21 protein-coding genes are annotated in these 22,451 nt (G+C 45.4%); 9 read left to right on the top strand and 12 right to left on the bottom strand.

Translation table 11 applies throughout. From position 1 onward, the window contains the following. Positions 1-14: 14 nt before the first annotated feature. From DCO16_RS09815 to DCO16_RS09800, 4 genes are read right to left on the bottom strand one after another with little or no spacing between them, the layout of a single operon-like run. Positions 15-449, bottom strand: coding sequence for a YybH family protein (locus tag DCO16_RS09815; protein ID WP_173943470.1), 435 nt, complete (start codon positions 447-449; stop codon positions 15-17). Continuing rightward, entirely contained in the window at positions 446-1,501 is a 1,056-nt protein-coding gene (gene waaF, locus DCO16_RS09810; RefSeq protein WP_173943469.1) for a lipopolysaccharide heptosyltransferase II, read from the bottom strand. Before waaF ends, DCO16_RS09815 begins: the two co-directional genes overlap by 4 nt. A gap of 45 nt (positions 1,502-1,546) precedes the next feature. Further along, a complete protein-coding gene (locus DCO16_RS09805; RefSeq protein ID WP_173943468.1) occupies positions 1,547-1,735 on the bottom strand; it encodes a zinc-finger domain-containing protein in 189 nt (62 codons plus the stop codon). Between the two features lie 9 nt (positions 1,736-1,744). Beyond that, positions 1,745-2,671 (bottom strand): branched-chain amino acid transaminase, encoded by a 927-nt coding sequence (locus DCO16_RS09800; RefSeq protein ID WP_173943866.1) that lies wholly within the window; start codon positions 2,669-2,671, stop codon positions 1,745-1,747. A gap of 208 nt (positions 2,672-2,879) precedes the next feature. Between DCO16_RS09800 and DCO16_RS09795 the strand changes: the two genes are divergently transcribed. The 7 genes from DCO16_RS09795 (at position 2,880) to DCO16_RS09765 (ending at position 10,432) form a co-directional block, all read left to right on the top strand. Then, positions 2,880-4,091 (top strand): phosphoglycerate kinase, encoded by a 1,212-nt coding sequence (locus tag DCO16_RS09795; protein ID WP_173943467.1) that lies wholly within the window; start codon positions 2,880-2,882, stop codon positions 4,089-4,091. A gap of 2 nt (positions 4,092-4,093) precedes the next feature. Further along, entirely contained in the window at positions 4,094-5,530 is a 1,437-nt protein-coding gene (gene pyk, locus DCO16_RS09790; protein ID WP_173943466.1) for a pyruvate kinase, read from the top strand. A gap of 50 nt (positions 5,531-5,580) precedes the next feature. Next, on the top strand, positions 5,581-6,645 hold the full coding sequence (gene fba, locus DCO16_RS09785) for a class II fructose-bisphosphate aldolase (protein ID WP_173943465.1): 1,065 nt from the start codon (positions 5,581-5,583) through the stop codon (positions 6,643-6,645). A gap of 43 nt (positions 6,646-6,688) precedes the next feature. Further along, positions 6,689-7,585: a phosphoribosylaminoimidazolesuccinocarboxamide synthase gene (locus tag DCO16_RS09780; protein WP_173943464.1), complete on the top strand. Its 897-nt coding sequence runs from the start codon at positions 6,689-6,691 to the stop codon at positions 7,583-7,585. Between the two features lie 68 nt (positions 7,586-7,653). Continuing rightward, positions 7,654-8,160, top strand: coding sequence for a 5-(carboxyamino)imidazole ribonucleotide mutase (gene purE / locus DCO16_RS09775; protein WP_173943463.1), 507 nt, complete (start codon positions 7,654-7,656; stop codon positions 8,158-8,160). Positions 8,161-8,164: 4 nt separating this feature from the next. Continuing rightward, positions 8,165-9,349, top strand: a complete 1,185-nt coding sequence (locus DCO16_RS09770) for a 5-(carboxyamino)imidazole ribonucleotide synthase (protein WP_173943462.1) — start codon at positions 8,165-8,167, stop codon at positions 9,347-9,349. 3 nt (positions 9,350-9,352) lie between these two features. Next, the gene (locus tag DCO16_RS09765) at positions 9,353-10,432 is read left to right on the top strand and encodes an L-threonylcarbamoyladenylate synthase (RefSeq protein ID WP_173943461.1); all 1,080 of its coding nucleotides are present in this window, start codon (positions 9,353-9,355) and stop codon (positions 10,430-10,432) included. On the opposite strand, the gene dacB is transcribed toward DCO16_RS09765, so the two are convergent. Genes dacB through DCO16_RS09745 form a run of 4 tightly spaced genes read right to left on the bottom strand, consistent with a single transcriptional unit; the run spans position 10,378 to position 15,882 of the window. Further along, entirely contained in the window at positions 10,378-11,937 is a 1,560-nt protein-coding gene (gene dacB, locus DCO16_RS09760; protein WP_217426658.1) for a D-alanyl-D-alanine carboxypeptidase/D-alanyl-D-alanine endopeptidase, read from the bottom strand. The genes DCO16_RS09765 and dacB overlap by 55 nt on opposite strands. A gap of 48 nt (positions 11,938-11,985) precedes the next feature. Further along, positions 11,986-14,424 (bottom strand): response regulator, encoded by a 2,439-nt coding sequence (locus DCO16_RS09755; protein ID WP_173943460.1) that lies wholly within the window; start codon positions 14,422-14,424, stop codon positions 11,986-11,988. Positions 14,425-14,431: 7 nt separating this feature from the next. Then, complete coding sequence (locus tag DCO16_RS09750; protein WP_173943459.1) at positions 14,432-15,055, bottom strand: response regulator transcription factor; 624 nt, start codon at positions 15,053-15,055, stop codon at positions 14,432-14,434. Beyond that, positions 15,055-15,882 carry a diguanylate phosphodiesterase gene (locus DCO16_RS09745; protein WP_173943458.1) on the bottom strand — a complete coding sequence of 276 codons (828 nt, stop codon included), beginning with the start codon at positions 15,880-15,882 and terminating at the stop codon, positions 15,055-15,057. Before DCO16_RS09745 ends, DCO16_RS09750 begins: the two co-directional genes overlap by 1 nt. 317 nt (positions 15,883-16,199) lie before the next feature. Between DCO16_RS09745 and DCO16_RS09740 the strand changes: the two genes are divergently transcribed. Both DCO16_RS09740 and groL read left to right on the top strand, forming a co-directional pair. After that, positions 16,200-16,490 carry a co-chaperone GroES gene (locus tag DCO16_RS09740; protein WP_015421939.1) on the top strand — a complete coding sequence of 97 codons (291 nt, stop codon included), beginning with the start codon at positions 16,200-16,202 and terminating at the stop codon, positions 16,488-16,490. Positions 16,491-16,517: 27 nt separating this feature from the next. After that, positions 16,518-18,170: a chaperonin GroEL gene (gene groL / locus DCO16_RS09735; RefSeq protein WP_173943457.1), complete on the top strand. Its 1,653-nt coding sequence runs from the start codon at positions 16,518-16,520 to the stop codon at positions 18,168-18,170. Positions 18,171-18,296: 126 nt separating this feature from the next. Here groL and DCO16_RS09730 read toward each other — a convergent pair whose 3' ends face one another. From DCO16_RS09730 to DCO16_RS09715, 4 genes are all read right to left on the bottom strand, one after another. Beyond that, positions 18,297-19,259, bottom strand: coding sequence for a Bug family tripartite tricarboxylate transporter substrate binding protein (locus DCO16_RS09730; RefSeq protein ID WP_173943456.1), 963 nt, complete (start codon positions 19,257-19,259; stop codon positions 18,297-18,299). 168 nt (positions 19,260-19,427) lie between these two features. Next, positions 19,428-20,795 carry an NAD(P)(+) transhydrogenase (Re/Si-specific) subunit beta gene (locus tag DCO16_RS09725; protein ID WP_173943455.1) on the bottom strand — a complete coding sequence of 456 codons (1,368 nt, stop codon included), beginning with the start codon at positions 20,793-20,795 and terminating at the stop codon, positions 19,428-19,430. Positions 20,796-20,831: 36 nt separating this feature from the next. After that, positions 20,832-21,164, bottom strand: coding sequence for a proton-translocating transhydrogenase family protein (locus tag DCO16_RS09720; RefSeq protein WP_173943454.1), 333 nt, complete (start codon positions 21,162-21,164; stop codon positions 20,832-20,834). 27 nt (positions 21,165-21,191) lie between these two features. Beyond that, positions 21,192-22,322, bottom strand: a complete 1,131-nt coding sequence (locus DCO16_RS09715; RefSeq protein WP_173943453.1) for a Re/Si-specific NAD(P)(+) transhydrogenase subunit alpha — start codon at positions 22,320-22,322, stop codon at positions 21,192-21,194. Positions 22,323-22,451 lie beyond the last annotated feature (129 nt).

Raw genomic sequence — 22,451 nt, 5'->3', positions numbered from 1 at the left:
CCGTGCGCTATCAATTAGTGAAGGCCATGGGGTGTGGAGGGCGCATCAAAAGTAATATCTGTTGAGTGACTCGCATGCAGATGGGCAATACGCCAACCTTGACTGTCTTGCAGCAATACTAAGGTGATATTCAGAAAGAACGCCGCCTCAATCTGATTAGGTTTGAGGTGCACTGCTTCAGTGGTGTCATAAACCGCTGCTCCCAAGACAGAGTGACTAATGCAGGCAATGGGCTCCAGAAACAAAGCTTGCTTATTAAGCAAGCGTTCCAGACCCGCCCTAATTTCTGCATGACCACTCAGGCGTTGACCTTCTGGAAGTACACAAGTAATGGAGTCATCATCGAGCCAAATAGCGAGAGCACCTTGCACATCTTGCCGCTTAAGTGCTTCACGCCAAGCATCCACTACTTCATCCGCATTATGAAAGAGTCTGGCAAGTTTTGTCATAGTGTACTTTCGAGTGACTGCATGGCGTCTAGAACTGTTTCGGGCAAGATGTCATTTAAACATTGAAGGTGACCTAGCGGACAGACTCTTTTATGACAGGGGCTACAAGGTAAATTGAGCCAGAGTACTTTCGCTTTAGCAGATAAGGGTGGCGTGTGATGGGGATCGCTCGAGCCAAAAATAGCAACCTGCGGTACTTTTAAAGCAGCGCCAATATGCATTAGGCCTGAGTCATTACTCACCAGCACTTTACTTATAGCAATCAAAGCAATCGCTTCATCGAGTGAGGTATCCCCACACCAATTATGAATATGACTAGCTTGATCTGCTTGAGTTTGAATATGCTCAGCTAGAGCACGGTCACCCTTGCTCCCCAATAAAATAATCTGCGCACTGGGTTCGGTAGCAATGACTTGCTTAGCAAGATTGGCAAAGTGTTGTGTGGGCCAACGTTTTGTTGGGCCATATTCAGCACCAGGACAAAATACATAGATTGATTTTTTATCAATCGAGGCAGTCTGTAGTTTTTCAGCGATAGATTGCTGTGCTGAGATGGAGGTATTCAGTTTTGGCTCCAATGGGGTAACTGAATATGTACGGTCAGTGACTGTAGATGCATCGATGGCTTTGCTTAAAGCAAAGTAATGCTCAGCCATGGGTGGACGATTTATTTTTCCGGGATTATCCAGCACAATGTTAATGAGTCCAAAGCGCATTTCTCCACGATAGCCAATCCGGAAAGGAATATTAGCAAACCAGGGAATGAGAGCCGACTTAAAGCTATTAGGCAGTACAAAACAGGCGGCATATTGATTGGCTTGGACTTGCTTTGCGAGGTCTTTGCGTAAGCCCCATTGCAATTGCTTGTGTTCTAACTTGGCTTCAATGACTTGATTGACCTCTGTACAGGCTCGGTAAACAGGCGCCACCCATGGACTAGCGAGAACATCAATCGTGGAATGTGGGTAGAGCGTCTTGAGGCTGGCCAAAAGCGGCTGGGACATAACCGCATCACCAATCCAATTGGGCGCAATGATCAGAATACGGTTCATATGCGGTATCCCGATACAGCACCCCATCTTGGGGTGCTGATTGGTTTAGTGCCCGTGGGGCTCAGTACCCGGAATGAGTTTGTACTCAGTACCGCAATAAGGACACTTGGCATCCCCTGTTTTAGCGACGTCTAGAAAAACGCGGGGATGAGAGTTCCAACTCGGGGTTTGATTCGTAGGGCAATGTAATGGCAAATTCTTGCCATCGATCATCACTACCGGAGATTCACGCATACGATTTTCCTAGGGCTTAACGTAAGTCAACCAAGATTTATATTTATCGCTTCTACCGTAGACGGCATCAAAGTAAATAGTTTGAATTTTCTCGGTAATGGGACCACGCTTACCATCACCAATAGTGCGATCATCAAGCTCACGAATCGGCGTGACTTCAGCAGCAGTGCCTGTAAAGAAAGCCTCATCTGCAGAATAGACCTCATCACGCGTAATCCGTTTCTCACGCAACTCGAGACCTAAGTCTTTGACGATCTCAATAATCGAGTTACGGGTAATGCCATCTAAACAAGAGGCCAGATCAGGTGTGTAAACAATACCATCGCGTACCATAAAGATATTTTCGCCAGATCCCTCAGAGACATAGCCTTCGGTATCTAGTAAGAGGGCTTCATCGTAGCCGTTAGTAGTGACTTCTTGGTTTGCTAAGATGGAGTTGATGTAGTAGCCAGAAGCTTTGGCGCGCACCAGTGAAGAGTTTACAAAGTGACGGGTAAATGAAGAGGTCTTAACGCGGATACCTTTATTCAGACCATCCTCACCCAAGTAAGCTCCCCATTCCCAAGCAGCGATCGCAGTATGAATCGTGTTGCCCTTTGGAGAAATACCTAATTTTTCTGAACCAATAAAAATGATCGGGCGAATGTAGCAAGCTTGCAGCTCGTTACTATTGACCACATCAATAATGCCTTTAGTAATTTGTTCTGGGGTGTAAGGCATATTTATCTGAAAAATCTTCGTTCCATTGAATAAGCGCTTAACGTGCTCAGGTAAACGGAAGACAGCAGTGCCTTGAGGGGTTTTGTAGGCACGAATACCTTCAAATACGCCCATTCCGTAGTGAAGACTGTGGGTCAGCACATGAACATTGGCTTCACGCCAAGGTACGAGCTTCCCATCGGACCAAATAAAGCCATCGCGGTCGGACATCGACATTTTTTCTACCTTTTGTGTCTGATACATCAAGTTAATCGGGCAACTAAGCGCATGGAGTAATGTTCACAAAGCTTAAAAGACCCCCAAGCCCTTATTGTAGAGCAGGCAGAGTATTTATTTTGGCTAGCTTAGGACCCCTTTGGGGTTAAATGCCCTAGACGATTTAGAATGGAGCAATACCTATAAATCACCTTATTTACCGATACTCATGCCGCAATCCCTCTATCAAGTAAAACGCCTCAGTGAACTAGCCCAGGCAGGCCTTTTAAAGGGTAAGCGGGTGTTGATTCGGTCTGACTTGAACGTACCTCAGGATGATTTAGGCAATATTACGGAAGATACCCGTATTCGGGCCTCGATGCCCGCAGTCCGAATCTGTTTGGATGCGGGCGCAGCCGTCATGGTTACTTCCCATTTAGGCCGCCCAAGCGAGGGTCAATTCAAGCCTGAAGATAGCTTGGCTCCGGTAGCTGACCGTATTGCCAGCCTCTTAAATCGTAAGGTCCCCCTTATTAGTGATTGGGTTGATGGTGGTTTTGAAGTCCATCCCGGAGAGCTCGTATTACTTGAAAATTGCCGACTCAATGTGGGTGAGAAGAAAAATACCGATGAGTTATCTAAAAAGATTGCCGCTTTATGTGATGTCTATGTCAACGATGCTTTTGGGACGGCGCATCGTGCTGAAGCTACCACCAACGGCGTAGCGAAGTTTGCCCCGATTGCGTGTGCTGGCCCATTGATGGCGGCAGAGCTTGATGCCTTAAGCCGCGCACTCGCTAACCCCAGGCGCCCGCTGGTAGCGATTGTGGCCGGCTCAAAAGTTTCTTCTAAGTTAACGATTTTAAAAACCTTGGCAGATAAGGTAGATGAGTTAATCGTAGGCGGCGGCATTGCCAACACTTTTATGTTGGCGAAAGGTCTATCGATTGGTAAATCTTTAGCTGAGCCTGACCTAGTCAATGAAGCATTAGAAATTATGGCCATCATGGAAAAGCGAGGAGCCCATGTTCCTATTCCTGAGGATGTTGTCGTTGCGAATGAGCTCTCACCATTGGCCCGCGCTAACCGTGTTTCCGCAGATCAGGTCGCAGAAGATGACATGATTTTGGATATTGGCCCTAAAACAGCAGCACGTCTATCGACCATGTTGGCTCATGCCGGCACCATTGTTTGGAATGGCCCCTTAGGTGTATTTGAGATTGATCAATTTGGCGGTGGCACCAAAATGTTAGCAGCAGCGATTGCCCACTCTCCTGCATTTTCTATTGCTGGTGGGGGTGACACCTTAGCAGCGATTGCGAAGTACGGTATTGAAAATCAAGTCGATTACATTTCCACTGGTGGCGGTGCTTTCTTAGAATTTCTGGAAGGTAAACCATTGCCAGCCTTTGTCGTATTAGCTGAACGAGCGAAAGACTAATTATGTTGAGAGCTACAAAAATTATTGCTACCTTAGGCCCCGCTTCTGAAAAGCCAGAAGTACTTCGTGACATGATCCGCGCTGGTGTGGACGTCGTTCGAATGAACTTCTCTCATGGCACGGTCGCTGATCACAAAGCGCGCCATGATTTGGTGCGGAGTATTTCTGCGGAAGTAGGTAAAGAAGTTGGCATTATGGCTGACTTGCAAGGCCCCAAAATCCGAGTCGGAAAATTTATTGACAGCAAAATTCTTTTGAAAGAAGGTGCTCAATTTATTCTGGATATCGGCTGTGAAATGGGCAATCAAGAGCGTGTCGGTTTAGATTACAAAGAGCTCCCCGGCGATGTTAAGCCAGGCGATCGTCTCTTACTTAACGATGGTTTGGTAGTACTGCGTGTAGAGCGCGTTCAAGGTGGTGAGATTTTTACCCAAGTAGAGCAGGGTGGCCCCTTATCCAATAACAAGGGAATTAATCGTGCGGGTGGTGGTTTGACTGCGCCCGCTTTGACTGAAAAAGATATCGCTGATTTAGATGCTGCTATTGCGATGGGGGTAGATTTTTTAGCGATCAGCTTTCCAAAAGATGGCGCAGACATGGCCTATGCCCGTAAGTTGGCTGATGCTGCAAGCGCAAAGTATGGTGTTGGTAAAGTCAAGACGATTGCTAAAGTCGAGCGTGCAGAAGCGATTGAGCCGGAGGCACTGAAAAGTATTATTGCGCAGAGTGATGGCATTATGGTTGCGCGTGGTGACTTGGCAATTGAAGTGGGTAATGCTGCAGTTCCAGCACTTCAAAAGCGCATGATTGCCTGGGCACTTGAGGCAGATAAATTTACGATTACCGCAACCCAAATGATGGAATCCATGATCAATGCACCAGTGCCTACTCGCGCTGAAGTCAGTGATGTGGCGAATGCCGTATTAGATGGTACCGACGCGGTCATGCTTTCTGCTGAATCAGCTGCTGGTATGTATCCTGTTCAGACCATTAAGGCCATGGCCGAGATTTGTGTTGAAGCAGAAAAATCCGATCTCGTTGAATTAGATGCTGATTTTTTAGGTCAGACTTTCTCACGTATCGATCAGACTATTGCATTAGGTGCTTTATTTACAGCCCATCATTTGAATGCACAAGCAATTGCTGCGCTTACGGATTCAGGTTCAACACCAATCTGGATGAGCCGTCATAACATCCATGTCCCTATTTTTGCCTTAACTTCAAAAATCTCAACCCAACGTGCTTTAAGTACCTATCGCAATGTTATTCCAGTGGGTTTGGATTACACCAAAGATCGCGATACTGCGTTGCAGGAAGTAGAAACTTATCTTAAAAAGTTAGGCGCAGTAAAGCAGGGCGATATCGTAGTGCTCACTTCAGGCGAGCCGATGGGTGAGCCTGGCGGAACAAATAACTTGAAAATCATTCAAGTGAAGTAAGGTCATCTGATCAACCCAATGTATTTATTACTATTTATTAAGAGAAAATAATGGCTTTAGTATCTTTGCGACAACTATTGGATCATGCTGCTGAAAATGGCTACGGCTTGCCCGCATTTAATGTCAATAATTTAGAGCAGGTAACTGCCATCATGGAGGCTGCGCATGAAGCGGACTCCCCTGTGATCATGCAGGCTTCCGCAGGTGCTCGAAAATATGCCGGAGAACCATTTTTACGCCATTTGATTTCTGCAGCAGTAGAAGCCTATCCACATATACCTGTCGTGATGCATCAAGACCATGGACAAAGCCCCGCAGTATGTATGGCAGCTATCAAGAGCGGCTTTACTAGTGTGATGATGGATGGTTCCTTAGAGGCAGATGGTAAGTCGGTCGCTAGCTATGAATACAACGTTGATGTTTCAAGAGAGGTTGTCAAGTTCTCCCACTCTATTGGCGTAACCGTAGAAGCTGAATTAGGTGTTCTAGGCTCTCTTGAAACCATGCAAGGTGATAAGGAAGATGGTCATGGTGCCGATGGCAAGATGACTCGCGAGCAATTATTGACTGATGTTGAGCAAGCTGCTGATTTTGTTAAATTGACTCAGTGCGATGCCCTAGCAATTGCGATCGGTACGAGTCACGGCGCTTATAAATTCACCAAGAAACCTACAGGCGATATTTTGGCGATTGAGCGTATTAAAGAAATTCATCAACGTATTCCGAATACCCATTTAGTGATGCATGGCTCCTCTAGCGTTCCTCAAGAATTACTCGCTGAAATTCGTGAATTTGGTGGCGATATGAAGGAAACTTATGGCGTGCCGGTTGAAGAAATTCAAGAGGGTATTAAGCATGGTGTACGTAAGATCAATATTGATACCGATATTCGTTTGGCGATGACGGGCGCTATTCGCCGCTATCTTGTCGAAAATCCCAGTAAGTTTGATCCTCGCGATTACTTAAAGCCTGCGCGCGAAGCAGCTAAGAAAGTGTGTATCGCACGTTTTCAGGCTTTTGGTTGCGCTGGTCAAGCTTCTAAAATTAAACCGATTCCATTAGAGAAAATGGCTGAGTTGTACAAGAGTGGCAAATTGGCTCAGATTGTTAAGTAAATAGTGAAGTAAGAAACTCAGTAAGAAACTAAGGAAGTTTGATATGCCTGCTTTATATGCCACCTCCATTCAGTCTCTGCCTTTGCTGTCCAAGGGCAAGGTACGTGATGTATATGCACTAGGGGATGACAAGTTACTGATGGTGACTACTGATCGCTTGTCTGCTTTTGACGTGGTGATGGGTCAGCCTATTCCAGAGAAGGGAATAGTACTGAATCAAATGGCTAATTTTTGGTTTGATAAGTTGGCCGCTGTTATTCCCAATCACTTAACCGGGATAGATCCTGCAAGTGTTGTAGCTGCCGATGAACTCACTCAAGTACAAGGCCGCGCTGTAGTTGCGAAACGCCTTAAGCCCATTTTGGTAGAGGCTGTTGTTCGGGGTTATCTGGCAGGTAGTGGCTGGAAAGACTATCAAGACACGGGCAAGGTATGTGGGATCACGCTGCCGTCTGGTTTGCAAAATGCCCAAAAATTGCCTAAGCCTATTTTTACCCCTGCTGCAAAAGCAGAGATGGGCAATCATGATGAGAATATTTCTTTTGAAAAAGTCATCGAGATGATTGGTGAAAAGTTAGCCCATCAAATTCGTGAAGTCAGTATTCGTTTATATCAAGAAGCATCTGAATTCGCTGCTACGCGCGGCATCATTATTGCCGATACTAAGTTTGAGTTTGGTTTAGATGGCGCTGGTCAATTGGTGTTGATGGATGAGATTTTGACTGCGGACTCCTCTCGTTTCTGGCCTGCTGAAACATACCAGGTAGGCGCAAACCCACCGTCTTATGACAAGCAGTTTGTGCGTGACTGGCTCGAAACAGCAATGGTCGATGGCAAGCCCTGGCCAAAAACAGCCCCCGCCCCCGCCTTGCCGGCTGAGGTGATTGAGAAAACTGCTGAAAAATACCGCGAAGCCCTTACACGCCTGACAAAGGTCTAATTTCCCCTAGCCAGAAAAGGCTGGGATAATAGATACTTATCAAGATTGAAGGGTATTTGGAGATGCCAATGAGTAAAAATCCAAGTAAGACACCAATAGTGGGCATTGTGATGGGTTCCAATTCAGACTGGGACACCATGCAGCATGCCGCACAAATGTTGGAACAATTCGGTATCACTCATGAAGCAAAAGTGCTGTCTGCGCATCGTATGCCAGATGACATGTTCCAGTATGCCGAGCAGGCAAGCAAGCGAGGTCTTCAGGCCATCATTGCTGGCGCTGGGGGTGCCGCCCACTTACCTGGCATGTTGGCCTCTAAAACCATTGTTCCAGTTTATGGTGTTCCAGTTGCTAGCAAGTATTTGCGTGGGGAAGATTCTCTTTACTCAATAGTCCAAATGCCAAAAGGTATTCCAGTGGCAACGTTTGCAATTGGTGAGGCAGGCGCAGCAAATGCTGCTTTGCATGTGATTGCCAATTTAGCTCTACATGATGCTGCTTTAGCAACACAGTTAGAAGCATTTCGTGCTCAGCAGACTGATGCTGCGCGCTCGATGAATTTGCCGGGATACTAAACAGATGGCAGAGCATTTGGAACCCATCTTACCGGGTTCATATTTAGGAATTTTAGGTGGCGGTCAATTGGGGCGGATGTTTACGCAGGCTGCGCAAGCAATGGGGTACAAGGTCTGTGTGTTAGATCCTGACCCCGATAGCCCTGCGGGATCTCTGGCTGAGAAATTTATTAAAGCAGATTACACCGACTCTGTTGCACTTAAGCAGATGGCTGCCTTATGTCAATCTGTGAGTACTGAATTTGAAAATGTCCCTGCGCAAGCTTTAGATGCACTCGAAGCCTTAGGTGCTTTTGTAGCACCGCGTAGTAGTTGTGTCTCGATCGCCCAAAATCGGGTGGCAGAGAAAAAGTTCTTAGCGGCTTGGAAAGCCGAAACCAATATTGGCCCGGCTCCTTATGCTGTCATCGAACATGATGCCGATATTGCCCATGTGCCTAATGATCTTTTTCCTGGAATCTTGAAAACTGCCCGCATGGGTTACGACGGTAAAGGCCAGATCACGGTTTATGAACTTACAGAATTAGCGGCTGCTTGGGCTGAGCTGGGTAAGGTGCCCTGTGTTCTTGAAAAGCGGATGGATCTTGATTTTGAGGTCTCTGCTTTAGTGGTGCGTGGCTATGATGATGCAGTAGTGGCTTACCCAGTTTCTCAAAACATTCATCGCGATGGTATTTTGCATACTTCGACTGTTCCGGCTCCTTCTTTGAAGCCTGCGCAAGAAAAAAAGATTATTGAGGCTGCAAAGGCACTGATTCGGAAGATTGATTATGTCGGCGTTTTATGTGTGGAGTTCTTTGTATTAAAGAATGGCGATATTGTTGCTAATGAAATCGCTCCTCGCCCTCACAATTCTGGACACTACACGATGGATGCTTGCGTCACTGGCCAGTTTGAACAACAAGTCAGAAGCATGGCGCGTTTACCTTTAGGGGATACGCGTTTATTGGCCCCCGTTTCTATGCTGAACCTCTTAGGTGACCTTTGGTTTGACGATAACTTAAGTACCTCACAAGAACCCGCCTGGAATCAAGTACTTTCGCATCCCGATGCGAAGCTGCACTTATATGGAAAGTCTGATCCTCGTATCGGACGTAAGATGGGCCACATTAATTGTTTAGGCGAATCGCTTAACCAAGCTCGACAAAATTGTGCGGCAGTAGCTGTTGAACTAGGTATTGAGCCCTAACTTATGCCTACTGATAGTTCTGTTGTAATGGAGCAAGCAGTACAAACTTTACACAATGGTGGTTTAGTCGCCTTTCCTACGGAGACAGTCTATGGATTAGGCGCAGATGCGCGTAATCCAGAAGCTATCCATAAGATTTTTACTGCCAAAGGTAGACCTTCTAATCATCCCTTGATTGTGCACTTAGCTGCGCCTACTCAAAGTGGTACAGCGAACAAAGACTGGACTTCTTTATTAGCGCCATGGGTACGTGACTTATCAGACGATGCTCTTAAACTGATGAATGCATTTTGGCCAGGTCCGCTCACGCTGGTATTTAAAAAAGATAAAAGTGTCCTGCATGAACTGACTGGTGGTCAAGATACAGTAGCCATTCGTGTACCAGCCCATCCTATGGCGCAAGAGCTTTTGAGAAAATTTAATGGCGGTGTAGTCGCCCCTTCTGCTAATCGTTTTGGCAAAGTTTCTCCAACGAGTGCTGCTGATGTACGTAGTGAGTTTGAGGGCATACTCGATCTGATGATCTTGGATGGCGGTGATTGCGAGGTAGGTATTGAGTCCACCATCCTTGATTTATCCTCTTCAGATCAAGCGATCCTATTAAGACCAGGCATGATTACCCCTAGTGAAATCTTTACCAAAACTGGTATTAAAGTGTGGCTACCAAATGAAGTGGGTTCTGCAAAAGACGCTAGTAGTCTTCCCAGAGTTTCTGGTAGTTTGCGCGCGCATTACGCTCCGACGACACCATTACGCTTGTATTCTCCAGGACGAGTATTAGATGCTTTGAGCGAGTTTCCGGATATTAAATCTCGTGTAGCAGTAGGGGTCTGGGAGTCAGAATCTTCTTTGAGTGAGGATGGGCATCCATCGGCTCATTTTGAGGAGGTGCTCATTCCCAGTGATAGTGCTGCATTTGCTAATCGTTTATATCGATTATTAAGGGACCTAGATCAACAAGCATGGGACTTAATTTTATTTCCTGAGCCACCAGCTGGTCAGGAGTGGGATGGCGTCAGAGATCGACTTCAGCGTGCCTGTTTTGGTTCTGGGCCATCATCCATTAGCCACGCAAGTAATTGATCGTGTGCATCTAAGCCTCTCAAAGCATTGGGGTGGTTAATAAATGAAGTCACGGCGTACATCTTTCCTGATTTACTCATGACATAGCCCGATATTGCCCTGACATCTGCTAGGGCACCTGTCTTAATGCGGGCCTCAGGCTTTTTCTTAAGATGTAAAAATTTATTGATCTGGCCTAATAATCGATTCCGCATAGTCCCATCTACCCCAGCGATGGGTAAGCTGTTGTAAAACATATCTGCTATCGGAAGTTTGCGTGCAGTGACTAAAAGTTGATTGAGATTGTGGGCAGAAATTGCCTCAGTGCGAGAAAGGCCAGAGCCATTTTCAATCACGAGTTCTGGAAAATCTAATCCTGCTTGTTTGAGCCAAGCCTGAATGACTAGCTCACCATTTTCAGTAGTGGCGGGTTTCCCCATCTTTTCTAGTGCAAGTGTCAGCATGAGTTGCCGAGCCATGACATTGTTTGAGTATTTATTGATATCTAAAACATCATCTGCAAGTGAGATACCTTCAAATTGCAACAATGATCTAGCAGTCAGGGGAACCGTAGCACTCTTGCCAATAGGAGGCTTTGCCCATGATCCCCCAGCCTTTTCCCAAGCGGCAGTGAATCCCTGTGTGAGAAAAGTATCGGCATCTAATGCAACGACGTTGTAGTTGACTCCTTGACAGGTATTTGGAAACGCCCCTGAAAAATTAGCCGTAATGGGTGAGTTGCTAGCTCTTGGCTCCGTTGGTGCATCAAGATCAAAGCGGATGTCTTTTTTCCAGGTATCACAAGCCCGATCTACTAATTGCATTTGATTGTTTACCTTGAGTTGCGATAAGGAAGGTGTATAGCTGACATCAATGAAATCTGCTGTGCGGGATTTACTCAACTGAAAGGAAAGCGTTCTAAAGGCATAGAGCAGGGGATCTGGCGGGACGTTATAAGCACGTAAAGGTTCACCGTCGATCGTGTTGTGCTCCATTACACTAGGCGCGTACGCGCTACGATCAAAGAATAAATTACCGTCAATTTTTTGAATGCCCAGTTTTTGTAAGGCTTTCATCATTTTGGCCAATTCTTCTGGAATGAGCTTAGGGTCGCCTGAACCTTGCAAATAAATATTACCTTTTAAGGTGCCTTGCCGAATCAGGCCGTCGGTATAGAGCTTGGTAATCCAGCGGTATTGGGGCCCTAGAATATCGAGACCTGTCAGGGTAGTAATGAGCTTCATCGTTGAAGCGGGGTTCATTGCTTGCTGAGCACGCCATTCTAGTTGAGGTACGGCACTAATTTTCCCTAGCCCGTCTTGTGCGACTCTCACAACAGAAATACTCATTGCCTCTTTGGGGATTTGATTTTTCTGAAGACTGGAGGTAACTGCGCTGGGAATCTGTTGCAACCTAGCTTCTTGAGAAGCTGTATTAGAGGCATGGGCTTGAGAGACTATAAGAAGCGTCGCAGATAAGGCTAACTCTAGAGCTAAATAGTGGAATGGACGGGATTGAGTGTGCATTGCCCATAGGATAAACCTTAGCGCTTAAATGGGCATAAACCCCCGATTCTATTGACTATATTTTTGCTTATACATCTCCATAATGCCGTTTTGCTCTTTGATTAAATCAATGAATTGTTCAATACGTTCAGGCATTGAATAGCCTGGTAAGTCATTATTCTCAAGGGCTATACAGGCATCAATAAACTGAACTGCTTGTAGTAGTTGAGCCCCTCCCTTTACTTTGTGTACCAGACTTTGGAAATCAGATTCTTGTACTGGAGAATTTTTGGGGTGAGGGGTTAATATGGCGAGCACTTCATTCTGCACCTTCTGAATCTCCTCCAGAATGATGATTACTTGTTTTGGATCCTCTTGAATGAGATTAGAAAATGCATCGAAAGAATAAGGGCCTGCATCAAGCGCATTATTATGGGTGGAGTCAAAGTAGCGCATTAATTCATTTTCAAGCGCACTGAGGCTAAGAGGCTTAATCAGAATGCCATTCATGCCAGAGGATAGGAACTGATGGCGAGAATCTAAGGCATAAATATCCGCAGTGACACCAATGATAATTAAGTGGCGATTACCTAGCGCGCGGATTTGTTTTGCCAAATCAGAGCCCTGCATGCCAGGCATAGATTGATCTGTTAGTAGTAGATCAAATTGCTGTTCACGTAATAGATCCAGAGCCAGCAGGGCATTTTCACAAACGGATGTTTGGATTCCCAGAGCCTCTAATTGCAAAGAGAGAATCTGTCTGCTAGCAGGATGATCTTCTACTACTAGGGCGCGAAGAGAGTTTGCTGCCTGCCCAGCTCTTTTGGAGATTAACTTTCTGGGGAATTCGGTGAGTGAGTCAAAAAACGATACCTTGGAGGCAGCAACGCTCGTTCTAGGAAAGGCGACAGAAAAATGAACATTACTGCCAAAGCCGAGAGCACTTTCAAAATAGAGATGGCTATTCATAGAGTTGACCAGATGGTTGGTAATAGTAAGACCTAGACCAGTTCCACGTTTTTGTTCGCACTGATGAAAGTCTTGTGTAGAAGGTACTTGCTCAAATGCTTGTAATGCTAGTTCAATTTGGGCATTGCCCATACCTACGCCAGTATCCACTACTCTAAATTCAATTAACTGACCTGCATGGTCATCAGCTAATACCGCGATAGAAAAGTAGATCTCTCCTTTATTAGTGAACTTAATCGCATTGCTCAGTAAATTTTGTAGGACTTGGCGTAGTCGTAAGGAATCAGTCATGAGGACTTCAGCTATCCGGGGATCAATTGAGATATGCAGTATGAGGTTTTGCTTCTGAGCGACTGTTAAAAATGCCGAATGAATATCCATCATGAGTTGATGCAGGTTACAAGGCTCTAAATTTAGGGTTAATTTGCCGGCCTCAATCTTGGAGATATCTAACACTTGATTGAGCATACCCAGTAGAGATTCGGCAGAAGCCTGAGCACTTTTAAGTAAGGGTTTATCTTTTTTAGGAAAATGGGCGCTACCTAGCAATAATTCTTGCACCCCTAGAATGGCATTCATAGGAGTACGAATTTCATGGCTCATGGTAGCCAGGAAAGCAGACTTAGCAGCATTGGCTTTTTCTGCCACATCCTTAGAATGTAATAAATCTAGAGCTGTTTTTTTCTGATAACAATACTTTCTTTGGAGTTTATAAAACAGGGCTCCTCCAATAATCAGTAAAAGTACTGAGCTGAGCCACGGCAACATTACTTTGTGAGAGCTAGGCGGCTCTAGTGAGGTATTTGATTCAATCAGAGCAAAGAGACCGCGGGATTCAATAGGATCCAAATCATCTAGAAAGTGATTTAAGACGTCATGCAGAGCAGTGTGCTGATGTGAGATCAGCCAGCGATAAGCAAAGGGCTGTCTACCAAATAACCCTTCTACTTTTAAATCTGGGCTTTGATGCGCCTGGATTAATTGATGAGCTAAACGTATCGGTATGACTAGCGCCTGAATATCATTTTTTATTAATGCTTGAATGAGATCATTCGGAAAGCGATTCTCTTGAACGAGGCTCTGTGATGAGGGTGGGTTCTCAAGGCCGCGCTTAAAGTAGGCTACCTTGAATTGTGGAGTGGCAGCTAGTTGATTAGTTGACGTTTTGGTAATGACGGCATCATGCCCCCAAAATATTGACCGAGAAAGGATGCCCGCTTGTAAAACACGCTCTGTTATTTCTGGTGGATCGATAATAAAATCCACTTCTCCTTTAGCTAATTGATTCAGGCCTACTTGATCTGAGTTTCTCCAAATGGGGATGTACTGTTGTCGAGTACATTCGGATAATTTCAATATCAAAGACTGAAAGACGCCATTTTCTTTGAGATAGGACGAGTATTTTTCATGGATACTAAATTTCACTACCGGATGGGCATCGATCCATACCTGCTCTGCAGCGTTGAAAGATCCAGCGTAAGCCAGGCATCCCAAAAGACTGTAAGTTGAAATAAAAATTTTCAGTATGAATCGATGCATGCTGCTATTAGTTTTCGATGATGTGATTTAGGCGGCAGAACAGGATTAAATCGGCAATATTATTAATGCCTAGTTTGTCAAATACTCTGGTCTTATAAGTGGCGACAGTTTTGTTACTGATATGGAGTAAGTCAGAGATCTGCTGATTAGAGCTGCCTTTGCCGAGATACTTCATCACTTGCAACTCTCTATCTGAAATCAGTGCCAACTTATCGTTATCACTTAAGGAGGTATTACCATTTCTGCCATGTGTGAAGAAGGTATACCCTTGAGAGATGGCAGTACAAGCCGCTAAAATAATAGTGGCCGCTGCAGTTTTATTGACAAAACCATGGGCACCTAAAGATCGAACGCGTCCACCGTACACAGATTCATCTAGACTAGATACTACTAAGATTCGAACATCGGGGTGCATTAAGCCAATCCGACGGATCACATCAAATCCATCTGTTTTTGGCATATCTAAATCGAGGATCACCATGTTCGGGTTGACCTCTTTAATAGAGCGAAGACATTCCTCTCCATTCTGTGCTTGTCCAACTATTTCAAAAAGCATTTGATCTTGCAACATACTTTTTAAGGCCATCAGCATAGCTGGGTGGTCGTCTACCAACATTACGCGTTTTCTCATTACTTGTCTCCATTTTGGTTTTGATGAGGGTGCAGCGAAAAAATGGCTTTAGCGATTCGGCTATCACTAATATGTAAAGTTTGGTGGCGACTGACTGGCGGCATCATGAGTCCACCATAGCTATGTTTAGCTCCTAAGGTCACTGCATTTTCTAAATCTCTTACCAAAGTAATATTGCTGGCATAAATTTGGCTATGACACTGTTGAGATGTGGTGATGATTTCTGTTGGCAGGCCTCCCGCTCGAAACTGGGTCATTTCTAGATGAATACCCTCCGGCTGTATTTCTTGTATCCAGCGCATTTGTGTGGCTGTCCCAGAAAAATGGAGAAGATGAATTAAGACTCCCAACCTGCGCATACGCAAAATACCCTCTCTACTAGCATTTACTAAATCTGGATCTTCCACAGTTTGTATGCCCAAACTGATAAGTCCAACAGGCAATCGAGAATTAAGGATCAGATCACTCAAGGCATCCACTGAGCTACTTGAAGCCATGACATGCTCTGGTAACGGCAATATTCCAGGAATAAAACGGCCGCTTCGATACCAGTAAGAAATGGCATCGAGCCCCTCCATGAATAGTCTGAGAACTTGGCTATCGGTGGCGGTAAGTAATGGTCTAAATAAAGAGCTCGTCAGCTTGGTCCCTTGAGTATTAAAGATGGGTTCGTTACTAATCGCTTGTCGCTGGGACCAGGATTGGTATTCCTCAAGCGCTGCGCTACTGATGCCCAGCCAAGGCTGACCACAGACATCGCGCACTTCTTGGAAGGGTTTATTCTTCCAGGCCTTTACAAGCGTGTACAGCCGGGATTTCGGGCTCATCAGCATTCTCCAATCAGTGATCATTCAGTCTAGGCATGACGGATTGGAGCGGTAAGGGCTTAAGGCTTATTTATACGTAGGAATTTACCTACTCGCCTATCGCTATTATAGAAAACTGGAAAACCTTATTTAAATATAAGGTAATTACGCCCTTGAATTCCCCCAATTCAGACCTATATAATCAGCACTCCTTGCACGCGAGTGCTAAAACAGCTTATTTTCAATCAATCTGTCTTAGTTTGCGAGTAAAGAGATTTTAAAGCATTGATTTATATAAGAATTTTAACTATTTAACACTTACTTACATAGGAGAAGGAATGAATTTACGTCCTTTACATGATCGCGTAATCATCAAACGTTTAGATCAAGAATCAAAAACTGCCTCTGGAATCATTATTCCGGACGCTGCCGCAGAAAAGCCAGACCAAGGCGAAGTTTTAGCGGTAGGTCCAGGCAAACGGGATGACAGCGGTAAGTTAAATGCACCAGACGTCAAGGTTGGCGATCGCGTGTTATTCGGCAAATATGCAGGTCAAACAGTTAAGGTCGGCAGCGACGAGCTTCTCGTAATGCGCGAAGAAGACATCATGGCTGTTGTACAGAAGTAATCGCTACCTCAGAAAAGGAATTTAATCATGGCAGCAAAAGACGTTGTATTTGGAGATAACGCTCGTACCAAGATGGTGGAGGGCGTCAATATTTTAGCGAACGCAGTGAAAACTACTTTAGGACCAAAGGGTCGTAATGTAGTAATGGAGCGTTCATTTGGCGGCCCAACCATTACTAAAGATGGTGTGTCCGTAGCAAAAGAAATCGAACTCAAAGATAAGCTGCAAAACATGGGTGCGCAGATGGTGAAGGAAGTAGCTTCCAAAACTGCTGACATCGCAGGTGACGGTACTACTACTGCTACTGTTTTGGCCCAATCGATTGTGCGTGAAGGTATGAAATACGTTGTATCAGGCCACAATCCGATGGACTTGAAGCGCGGTATCGATAAAGCAGTAACAGCTGCAATCGAAGAGCTCAAGAAAATCAGTAAGCCTTGCACCACCACTAAAGAAATCGCTCAAGTAGGTTCAATCTCTGCAAACAGTGACTACAGTATTGGTCAGCGTATTGCTGAAGCAATGGAAAAAGTCGGTAAAGAAGGTGTGATTACCGTTGAAGATGGCAAGTCATTGGAAGATGAGTTGGAAGTCGTAGAAGGTATGCAGTTTGACCGCGGTTACCTTTCTCCTTACTTCATTAACCAGCCTGAGAAGCAAGTAGCCATATTGGAAAGCCCATATGTTCTCTTGTTCGACAAAAAAGTGAGCAACATTCGTGATTTGTTGCCAGTATTGGAGCAGGTAGCGAAGTCTGGTCGCCCATTGCTGATCATTGCAGAAGATGTTGAAGGCGAAGCCTTAGCAACTTTAGTGGTGAACAACATCCGCGGCATCATCAAGACTTGCGCTGTGAAGGCTCCTGGTTTTGGCGATCGTCGTAAAGCGATGTTGGAAGATATTGCGATTTTGACTGGCGGTACCGTGATTGCTGAAGAAATCGGCCTCACACTCGAGAAAACAACACTTGAGCATTTAGGTCAAGCGAAGCGTATCGAAGTAGGTAAAGAAAACACCATCATTATTGATGGTGCTGGCGATGCTAAAGCGATTGAAGCACGTGTGAAGAATGTACGCGTTCAGATCGAAGAAGCGACTAGTGACTACGACAAAGAGAAGTTGCAAGAGCGCGTTGCCAAATTGGCAGGCGGTGTTGCAGTGATTCGTGTTGGTGCTGCTACTGAAGTTGAAATGAAAGAGAAAAAAGCACGTGTTGACGATGCATTACACGCTACTCGTGCTGCAGTGGAAGAAGGTATTGTTCCTGGCGGTGGCGTTGCATTAATTCGTGCAATGCAGGGTATCAAAGGCCTGAAAGGCGATAACGCTGATCAAGATGCTGGTATCAGTATCGTATTGCGCGCCATGGAAGAGCCACTCCGCATCATCGTTTCTAACGCAGGTGACGAAGCGAGTGTGGTTGTGAATGCAGTATTGGCTAGCAAAGGTAATCACGGCTACAACGCAGCAACTGGTGAGTACGGCGATATGGTTGCACAAGGTGTGATTGATCCAACTAAGGTAACAAAAACTGCATTGGTAAATGCAGCTTCTGTCGCATCTTTGTTGCTCACTACCGATTGCGCGATCTGCGAAGCACCAAAAGATGACTCAGGTGGCGGCGGTATGCCAGATATGGGTGGTATGGGCGGTATGGGTGGTATGGGCGGCATGATGTAACTGCTGCATTAGTAATACTTCCTCAGCTACCAAGCTGTAGAAACAAAAACACCTGGTTCAAAAGACCAGGTGTTTTTTATTGGATGAGTTCAACATGAAACATCCCAAATTTCTGATTCCCAGATACTAATCTAATGATGCTCCAGATAGTTTGACAATCTTAGCCCAGCGAATGATATCTTCTTGCAGTTGCTTAGCGAATTCTGCTGGTGTCATATTAGAAAGCTCTACACCTGATGCCTGAAGCTTCTCCTTTAATTCTGGATTAGCCAAGGTTGCTTGTAGTTCACTTTGTAATTTATCAATCACCGACTTAGGAGTTCCTTTAGGAGCAAATAGCCCGATCCATAGCGTTCCAGAAAAACCTGGAATCTTTTCTGCTATTGCAGGAACATCAGGCAGAACAGGGGAACGCTTAGCAGAGCTGACACCCAGTGCAACTAGTTTTTGCGAATTTATGAATTGCAATACAGACGGTAAGCTCGCAAATGCGATTTGAACCTGTCCACCCAAAAGATCATTGAGTGCAGGAGCAACGCCTTTATAAGGAATATGCTGCAACGAGATTCCATAACTCTGGTTGAGCATCTCTCCTAAAAGATGATTTAAGGTACCGTTTCCAGCTGAAGCAAACTGATATGTTCCAGGAGGCTTTGATTTAACTAGCTTTAAGAAATCATCTAAATTTTTTGCGGGGAAAGTAGGGTTGACTACTAAAACATTAGGTACTGCACCAACCATGGCAATCGGAATGAAATCATTAATGGGGTCAAAACCAGGATTTTTATACAGCGCTGGATTGATGGCTTGGGCGCTACTAATGGTCATCAACAGGGTATGCCCATCTTTTGGCCCATTCGCAACAAATTGAGTGCCAATATTGCCACCAGCACCTGGTCTGTTCTCGACGATAACCGAAGCTTTAATCTGCTCACCGAGGCGTTGGGCTACTGCACGACCAACAATATCATTGGTTCCGCCAGGTGCTTGCGGAACAATTATCGTAATTGGCTTAGTCGGGTAAGCAATTACTGTAGTGGAGGCTAAGAAAAAGAGAGCCGAACAAGTCAGTTGAATTAAGTGCCGCATACCATCCCAATCACAGGTTAAACAACATTGACTTATTCTAGCCTGCGAAAGTAAACACGCAATAAATCGGTTTATACGAGCTTGCCATTTTCCTGCCCTAGTTGGACATAAACTGGACAAGCCCTATTAAATTTCCGTTACAGCCTTATAAATACTGGACTGACAGACTTACTCGACTGCTTTGACCATGTCTTCCACCACTTTCTTCGCATCACCGAAGACCATCATGGTTTTATCTAGGTAAAAAAGTTCATTATCTAAGCCTGCATAGCCAGCAGCCATGGAACGCTTGTTAACGATGATCGTCTTAGCTTTAAACGCTTCCAAGATTGGCATGCCGAAGATCGGGCTACCAGGTGTACGTGCCGCAGGATTAACTACGTCATTTGCACCCAGTACTAGGACGACGTCAGCCTGACCAAAGTCACTATTGATGTCTTCCATCTCAAATACTTGATCGTAAGGCACTTCAGCTTCAGCCAACAGAACGTTCATATGACCAGGCATACGACCAGCAACCGGGTGAATCGCATACTTTACGGTGACACCATGATGTGTCAGTTTCTCAGTTAATTCTTTAAGAGAGTGTTGAGCACGTGCCACTGCCAGACCATAGCCCGGAACAATGATGACGGTATCTGCGTTTTGCATGAGGAAAGCTGCATCTTCAGGTGAGCCTGTTTTGTAGTTCTTAGGCGCGCCATCGTCATCACCGGCTGTAGAAGCTTCAGCTCCAAAGCCGCCTAAGAGTACGGCCAAGATAGAGCGGTTCATCGCTTTACACATAATGTAAGACAGAATGGCGCCAGAAGATCCTACGCAAGCACCAGCAATAATCAATACGGGGTTATTCAGTGTGAAGCCAATACCCGCTGCCGCCCAACCTGAGTAACTATTGAGCATCGAAACAACTACTGGCATATCAGCGCCACCAATTGGAATGATTAAAGTCACACCCAATATCAAGGCAATTGCACACATTGCCAGGAAGGCAGCATGACTGCCTGTCATGAAGTACGCAACACCACCAGCAACCATTGCGGCCGCCAAAATGAGATTGAGTAAGTGCTGGCCACCAAAAGTGACGGGCTTACCACTGACTTTGCCAGAAAGTTTGCCGAAGGCAATGACAGAGGCAGTAAACGTAATAGCACCAATAAAGGCACCGATGAATAACTCAATCTTCTGAGCACCAGTATGTTCTTGCGCCGGATTAAATACTGCGGCAATAGCAATTAACACTGCTGACAGACCAACGAAGGAGTGCATCAGCGCCACAAGCTCAGGCATCTTCGTCATCTGTACGCGCTTCGCTGCAACGATACCAATGATGGCACCTGCCACGATAGCAACAATAATTAAGGAGAAGACAGGCTTAAAGCCTGGAATCAAGAAAGTGGTGATGACGGCAAGCAACATGCCGATCATGCCAAAAGTGTTACCTTGACGAGAAGTGGTTGGCGAAGATAATCCACGCAAGGCGAGGATGAATAACACCGATGAAATGAGGTAGGAAATCGCTGTGAAATTTAGCATTATGTGGTTCTCTATTTAGTCTCTATGCAGAATGTGTTATTTGGTTTCTGCTGCTTTAGGGGCTTTTTTCTTAAACATCTCGAGCATGCGGCGTGTAACCATAAAGCCACCAAAAATATTGATGGAGGCTAAGAACACAGCCACTGCACCGATGATGCTGGTGAGGGTGATTTCATCGCCACCAATGACTTCGGTTTGCAAGAGTGCGCCAACGATAATAATTCCCGAGATCGCATTCGTCACCGCCATTAATGGGGTGTGCAATGCTGGTGTGACATTCCAAACCACGTGATAGCCAACAAAAATAGCCAACACAAAAACGGTGATGTTTTGGACGGTAAGGATGCTTTGAAAGGCAGCGAGATCCATAGTATTTCCTTCGAATGAATTAATATATTAGTTTTTACGAATAGCTTGGCCATCACGGCACATCAAGCAAGCGGTCACGATGTCATCATCACTAGGGATTGCTAACTTCGCTTCTTTGTCCACAATCAGCTTCATAAAATCGAGTAAGTTACGAGCGTAGAGTGCCGATGCATCTGCTGCAACCATGCTGGCGAGGTTGGTGTAACCCACAATCTTTACACCATTCTTTTCAACAATTTTGTCTGCTTCAGTCAAAGGGCAATTGCCTGAGCCGTTATCGCCACGACCAGCAGCCAAGTCAATCACGACGGAACCCGGTTTCATATGGGCTACAGTATCGCTGTGTAATAGAACTGGTGGTTTACGTCCCGGAATCAGTGCCGTAGTAATCACAATGTCAGCCTGTTGGGCTTTTTCTGCAACCAGTGCAGCTTGACGTTTCATCCACGCTTCAGGCATTGGGCGTGCATAGCCACCTACACCTTTAGCAATTTCACGCTCTTCATCTGTTTCGTAGGGAACGTCTACAAACTTAGCACCTAAAGATTCAATTTGCTCTTTAGCGGCAGGGCGCACATCAGACGCTTCAATCACAGCACCTAAACGTTTAGCAGTTGCAATCGCTTGTAAGCCAGCAACGCCGGCACCCAAAATCAATACGCGTGCTGCTTTGACCGTGCCAGCAGCAGTCATCAGCATAGGCATAAAGCGCTGGTACTCATTAGTGGCAACCATCACCGCTTTGTAGCCAGCAATATTGGCTTGTGAAGAGAGTACATCCATGCTTTGGGCGCGGGTTGTTCTTGGAGCAGCCTCTAATGAGAAAGCAGTTACTCCTTGAGCTGCCATCGCTGCAATATTGTCATTATCAAATGGATCAAGCATGCCTAGGAGCACGCTGCCAGATTTAATGTGTTTGAGCTCAGCGGCTTCGGGCGCTCGAACCTTTAGTACGATTTCAGCTCCGAGGGCATCGCTTGCACTACCAACGGTCGCCCCTACTGCTTCATAAGCAGCATCTGGCTGACTGGCACGTACCCCAGCATCTTTTTGAATGACGACCTGATGACCTTGCCCAATGAGCTTTTTAACGGTTTCTGGTGTTGCGGCAACTCGCGTTTCTCCGAGTCTGATTTCCAGTGGTACTCCAATGCGCATGGCATATCTCCAGATGCAAATTTTTCAAAAAATCTATTTTAGTGAATTGGGCAAAGCTCTGCATATCAGTAGAACTTTACCGCCCATTTATTTGGTTTTTCTCCAAATCTCGTAAATTTGGATTAAGAC

It is taken from the genome of Polynucleobacter antarcticus, from assembly GCF_013307245.1.
Taxonomy (GTDB): Bacteria; Pseudomonadota; Gammaproteobacteria; order Burkholderiales; family Burkholderiaceae; genus Polynucleobacter; species Polynucleobacter antarcticus.
This window is presented reverse-complemented; position numbering and strand designations above follow the sequence as displayed.

Bases quoted from the DNA above. Each gene is read 5' to 3' on its own strand.
- DCO16_RS09725 (WP_173943455.1), bottom strand. From the start codon at position 20,795: ATGCTAAATTTCACAGCGATTTCCTACCTCATTTCATCGGTGTTATTC.
- purE (WP_173943463.1), top strand. From the start codon at position 7,654: ATGAGTAAAAATCCAAGTAAGACACCAATAGTGGGCATTGTGATGGGT.
- DCO16_RS09815 (WP_173943470.1), bottom strand. From the start codon at position 449: ATGACAAAACTTGCCAGACTCTTTCATAATGCGGATGAAGTAGTGGAT.
- groL (WP_173943457.1), top strand. From the start codon at position 16,518: ATGGCAGCAAAAGACGTTGTATTTGGAGATAACGCTCGTACCAAGATG.
- waaF (WP_173943469.1), bottom strand. From the start codon at position 1,501: ATGAACCGTATTCTGATCATTGCGCCCAATTGGATTGGTGATGCGGTT.
- DCO16_RS09755 (WP_173943460.1), bottom strand. From the start codon at position 14,424: ATGCATCGATTCATACTGAAAATTTTTATTTCAACTTACAGTCTTTTG.
- DCO16_RS09765 (WP_173943461.1), top strand. From the start codon at position 9,353: ATGCCTACTGATAGTTCTGTTGTAATGGAGCAAGCAGTACAAACTTTA.
- DCO16_RS09770 (WP_173943462.1), top strand. From the start codon at position 8,165: ATGGCAGAGCATTTGGAACCCATCTTACCGGGTTCATATTTAGGAATT.
- DCO16_RS09720 (WP_173943454.1), bottom strand. From the start codon at position 21,164: ATGGATCTCGCTGCCTTTCAAAGCATCCTTACCGTCCAAAACATCACC.
- DCO16_RS09740 (WP_015421939.1), top strand. From the start codon at position 16,200: ATGAATTTACGTCCTTTACATGATCGCGTAATCATCAAACGTTTAGAT.
- pyk (WP_173943466.1), top strand. From the start codon at position 4,094: ATGTTGAGAGCTACAAAAATTATTGCTACCTTAGGCCCCGCTTCTGAA.
- DCO16_RS09800 (WP_173943866.1), bottom strand. From the start codon at position 2,671: ATGTCGATGTCCGACCGCGATGGCTTTATTTGGTCCGATGGGAAGCTC.
- DCO16_RS09780 (WP_173943464.1), top strand. From the start codon at position 6,689: ATGCCTGCTTTATATGCCACCTCCATTCAGTCTCTGCCTTTGCTGTCC.
- DCO16_RS09805 (WP_173943468.1), bottom strand. From the start codon at position 1,735: ATGCGTGAATCTCCGGTAGTGATGATCGATGGCAAGAATTTGCCATTA.
- DCO16_RS09745 (WP_173943458.1), bottom strand. From the start codon at position 15,882: ATGAGCCCGAAATCCCGGCTGTACACGCTTGTAAAGGCCTGGAAGAAT.
- dacB (WP_217426658.1), bottom strand. From the start codon at position 11,937: ATGCACACTCAATCCCGTCCATTCCACTATTTAGCTCTAGAGTTAGCC.
- DCO16_RS09730 (WP_173943456.1), bottom strand. From the start codon at position 19,259: ATGCGGCACTTAATTCAACTGACTTGTTCGGCTCTCTTTTTCTTAGCC.
- DCO16_RS09715 (WP_173943453.1), bottom strand. From the start codon at position 22,322: ATGCGCATTGGAGTACCACTGGAAATCAGACTCGGAGAAACGCGAGTT.
- DCO16_RS09795 (WP_173943467.1), top strand. From the start codon at position 2,880: ATGCCGCAATCCCTCTATCAAGTAAAACGCCTCAGTGAACTAGCCCAG.
- DCO16_RS09750 (WP_173943459.1), bottom strand. From the start codon at position 15,055: ATGAGAAAACGCGTAATGTTGGTAGACGACCACCCAGCTATGCTGATG.
- fba (WP_173943465.1), top strand. From the start codon at position 5,581: ATGGCTTTAGTATCTTTGCGACAACTATTGGATCATGCTGCTGAAAAT.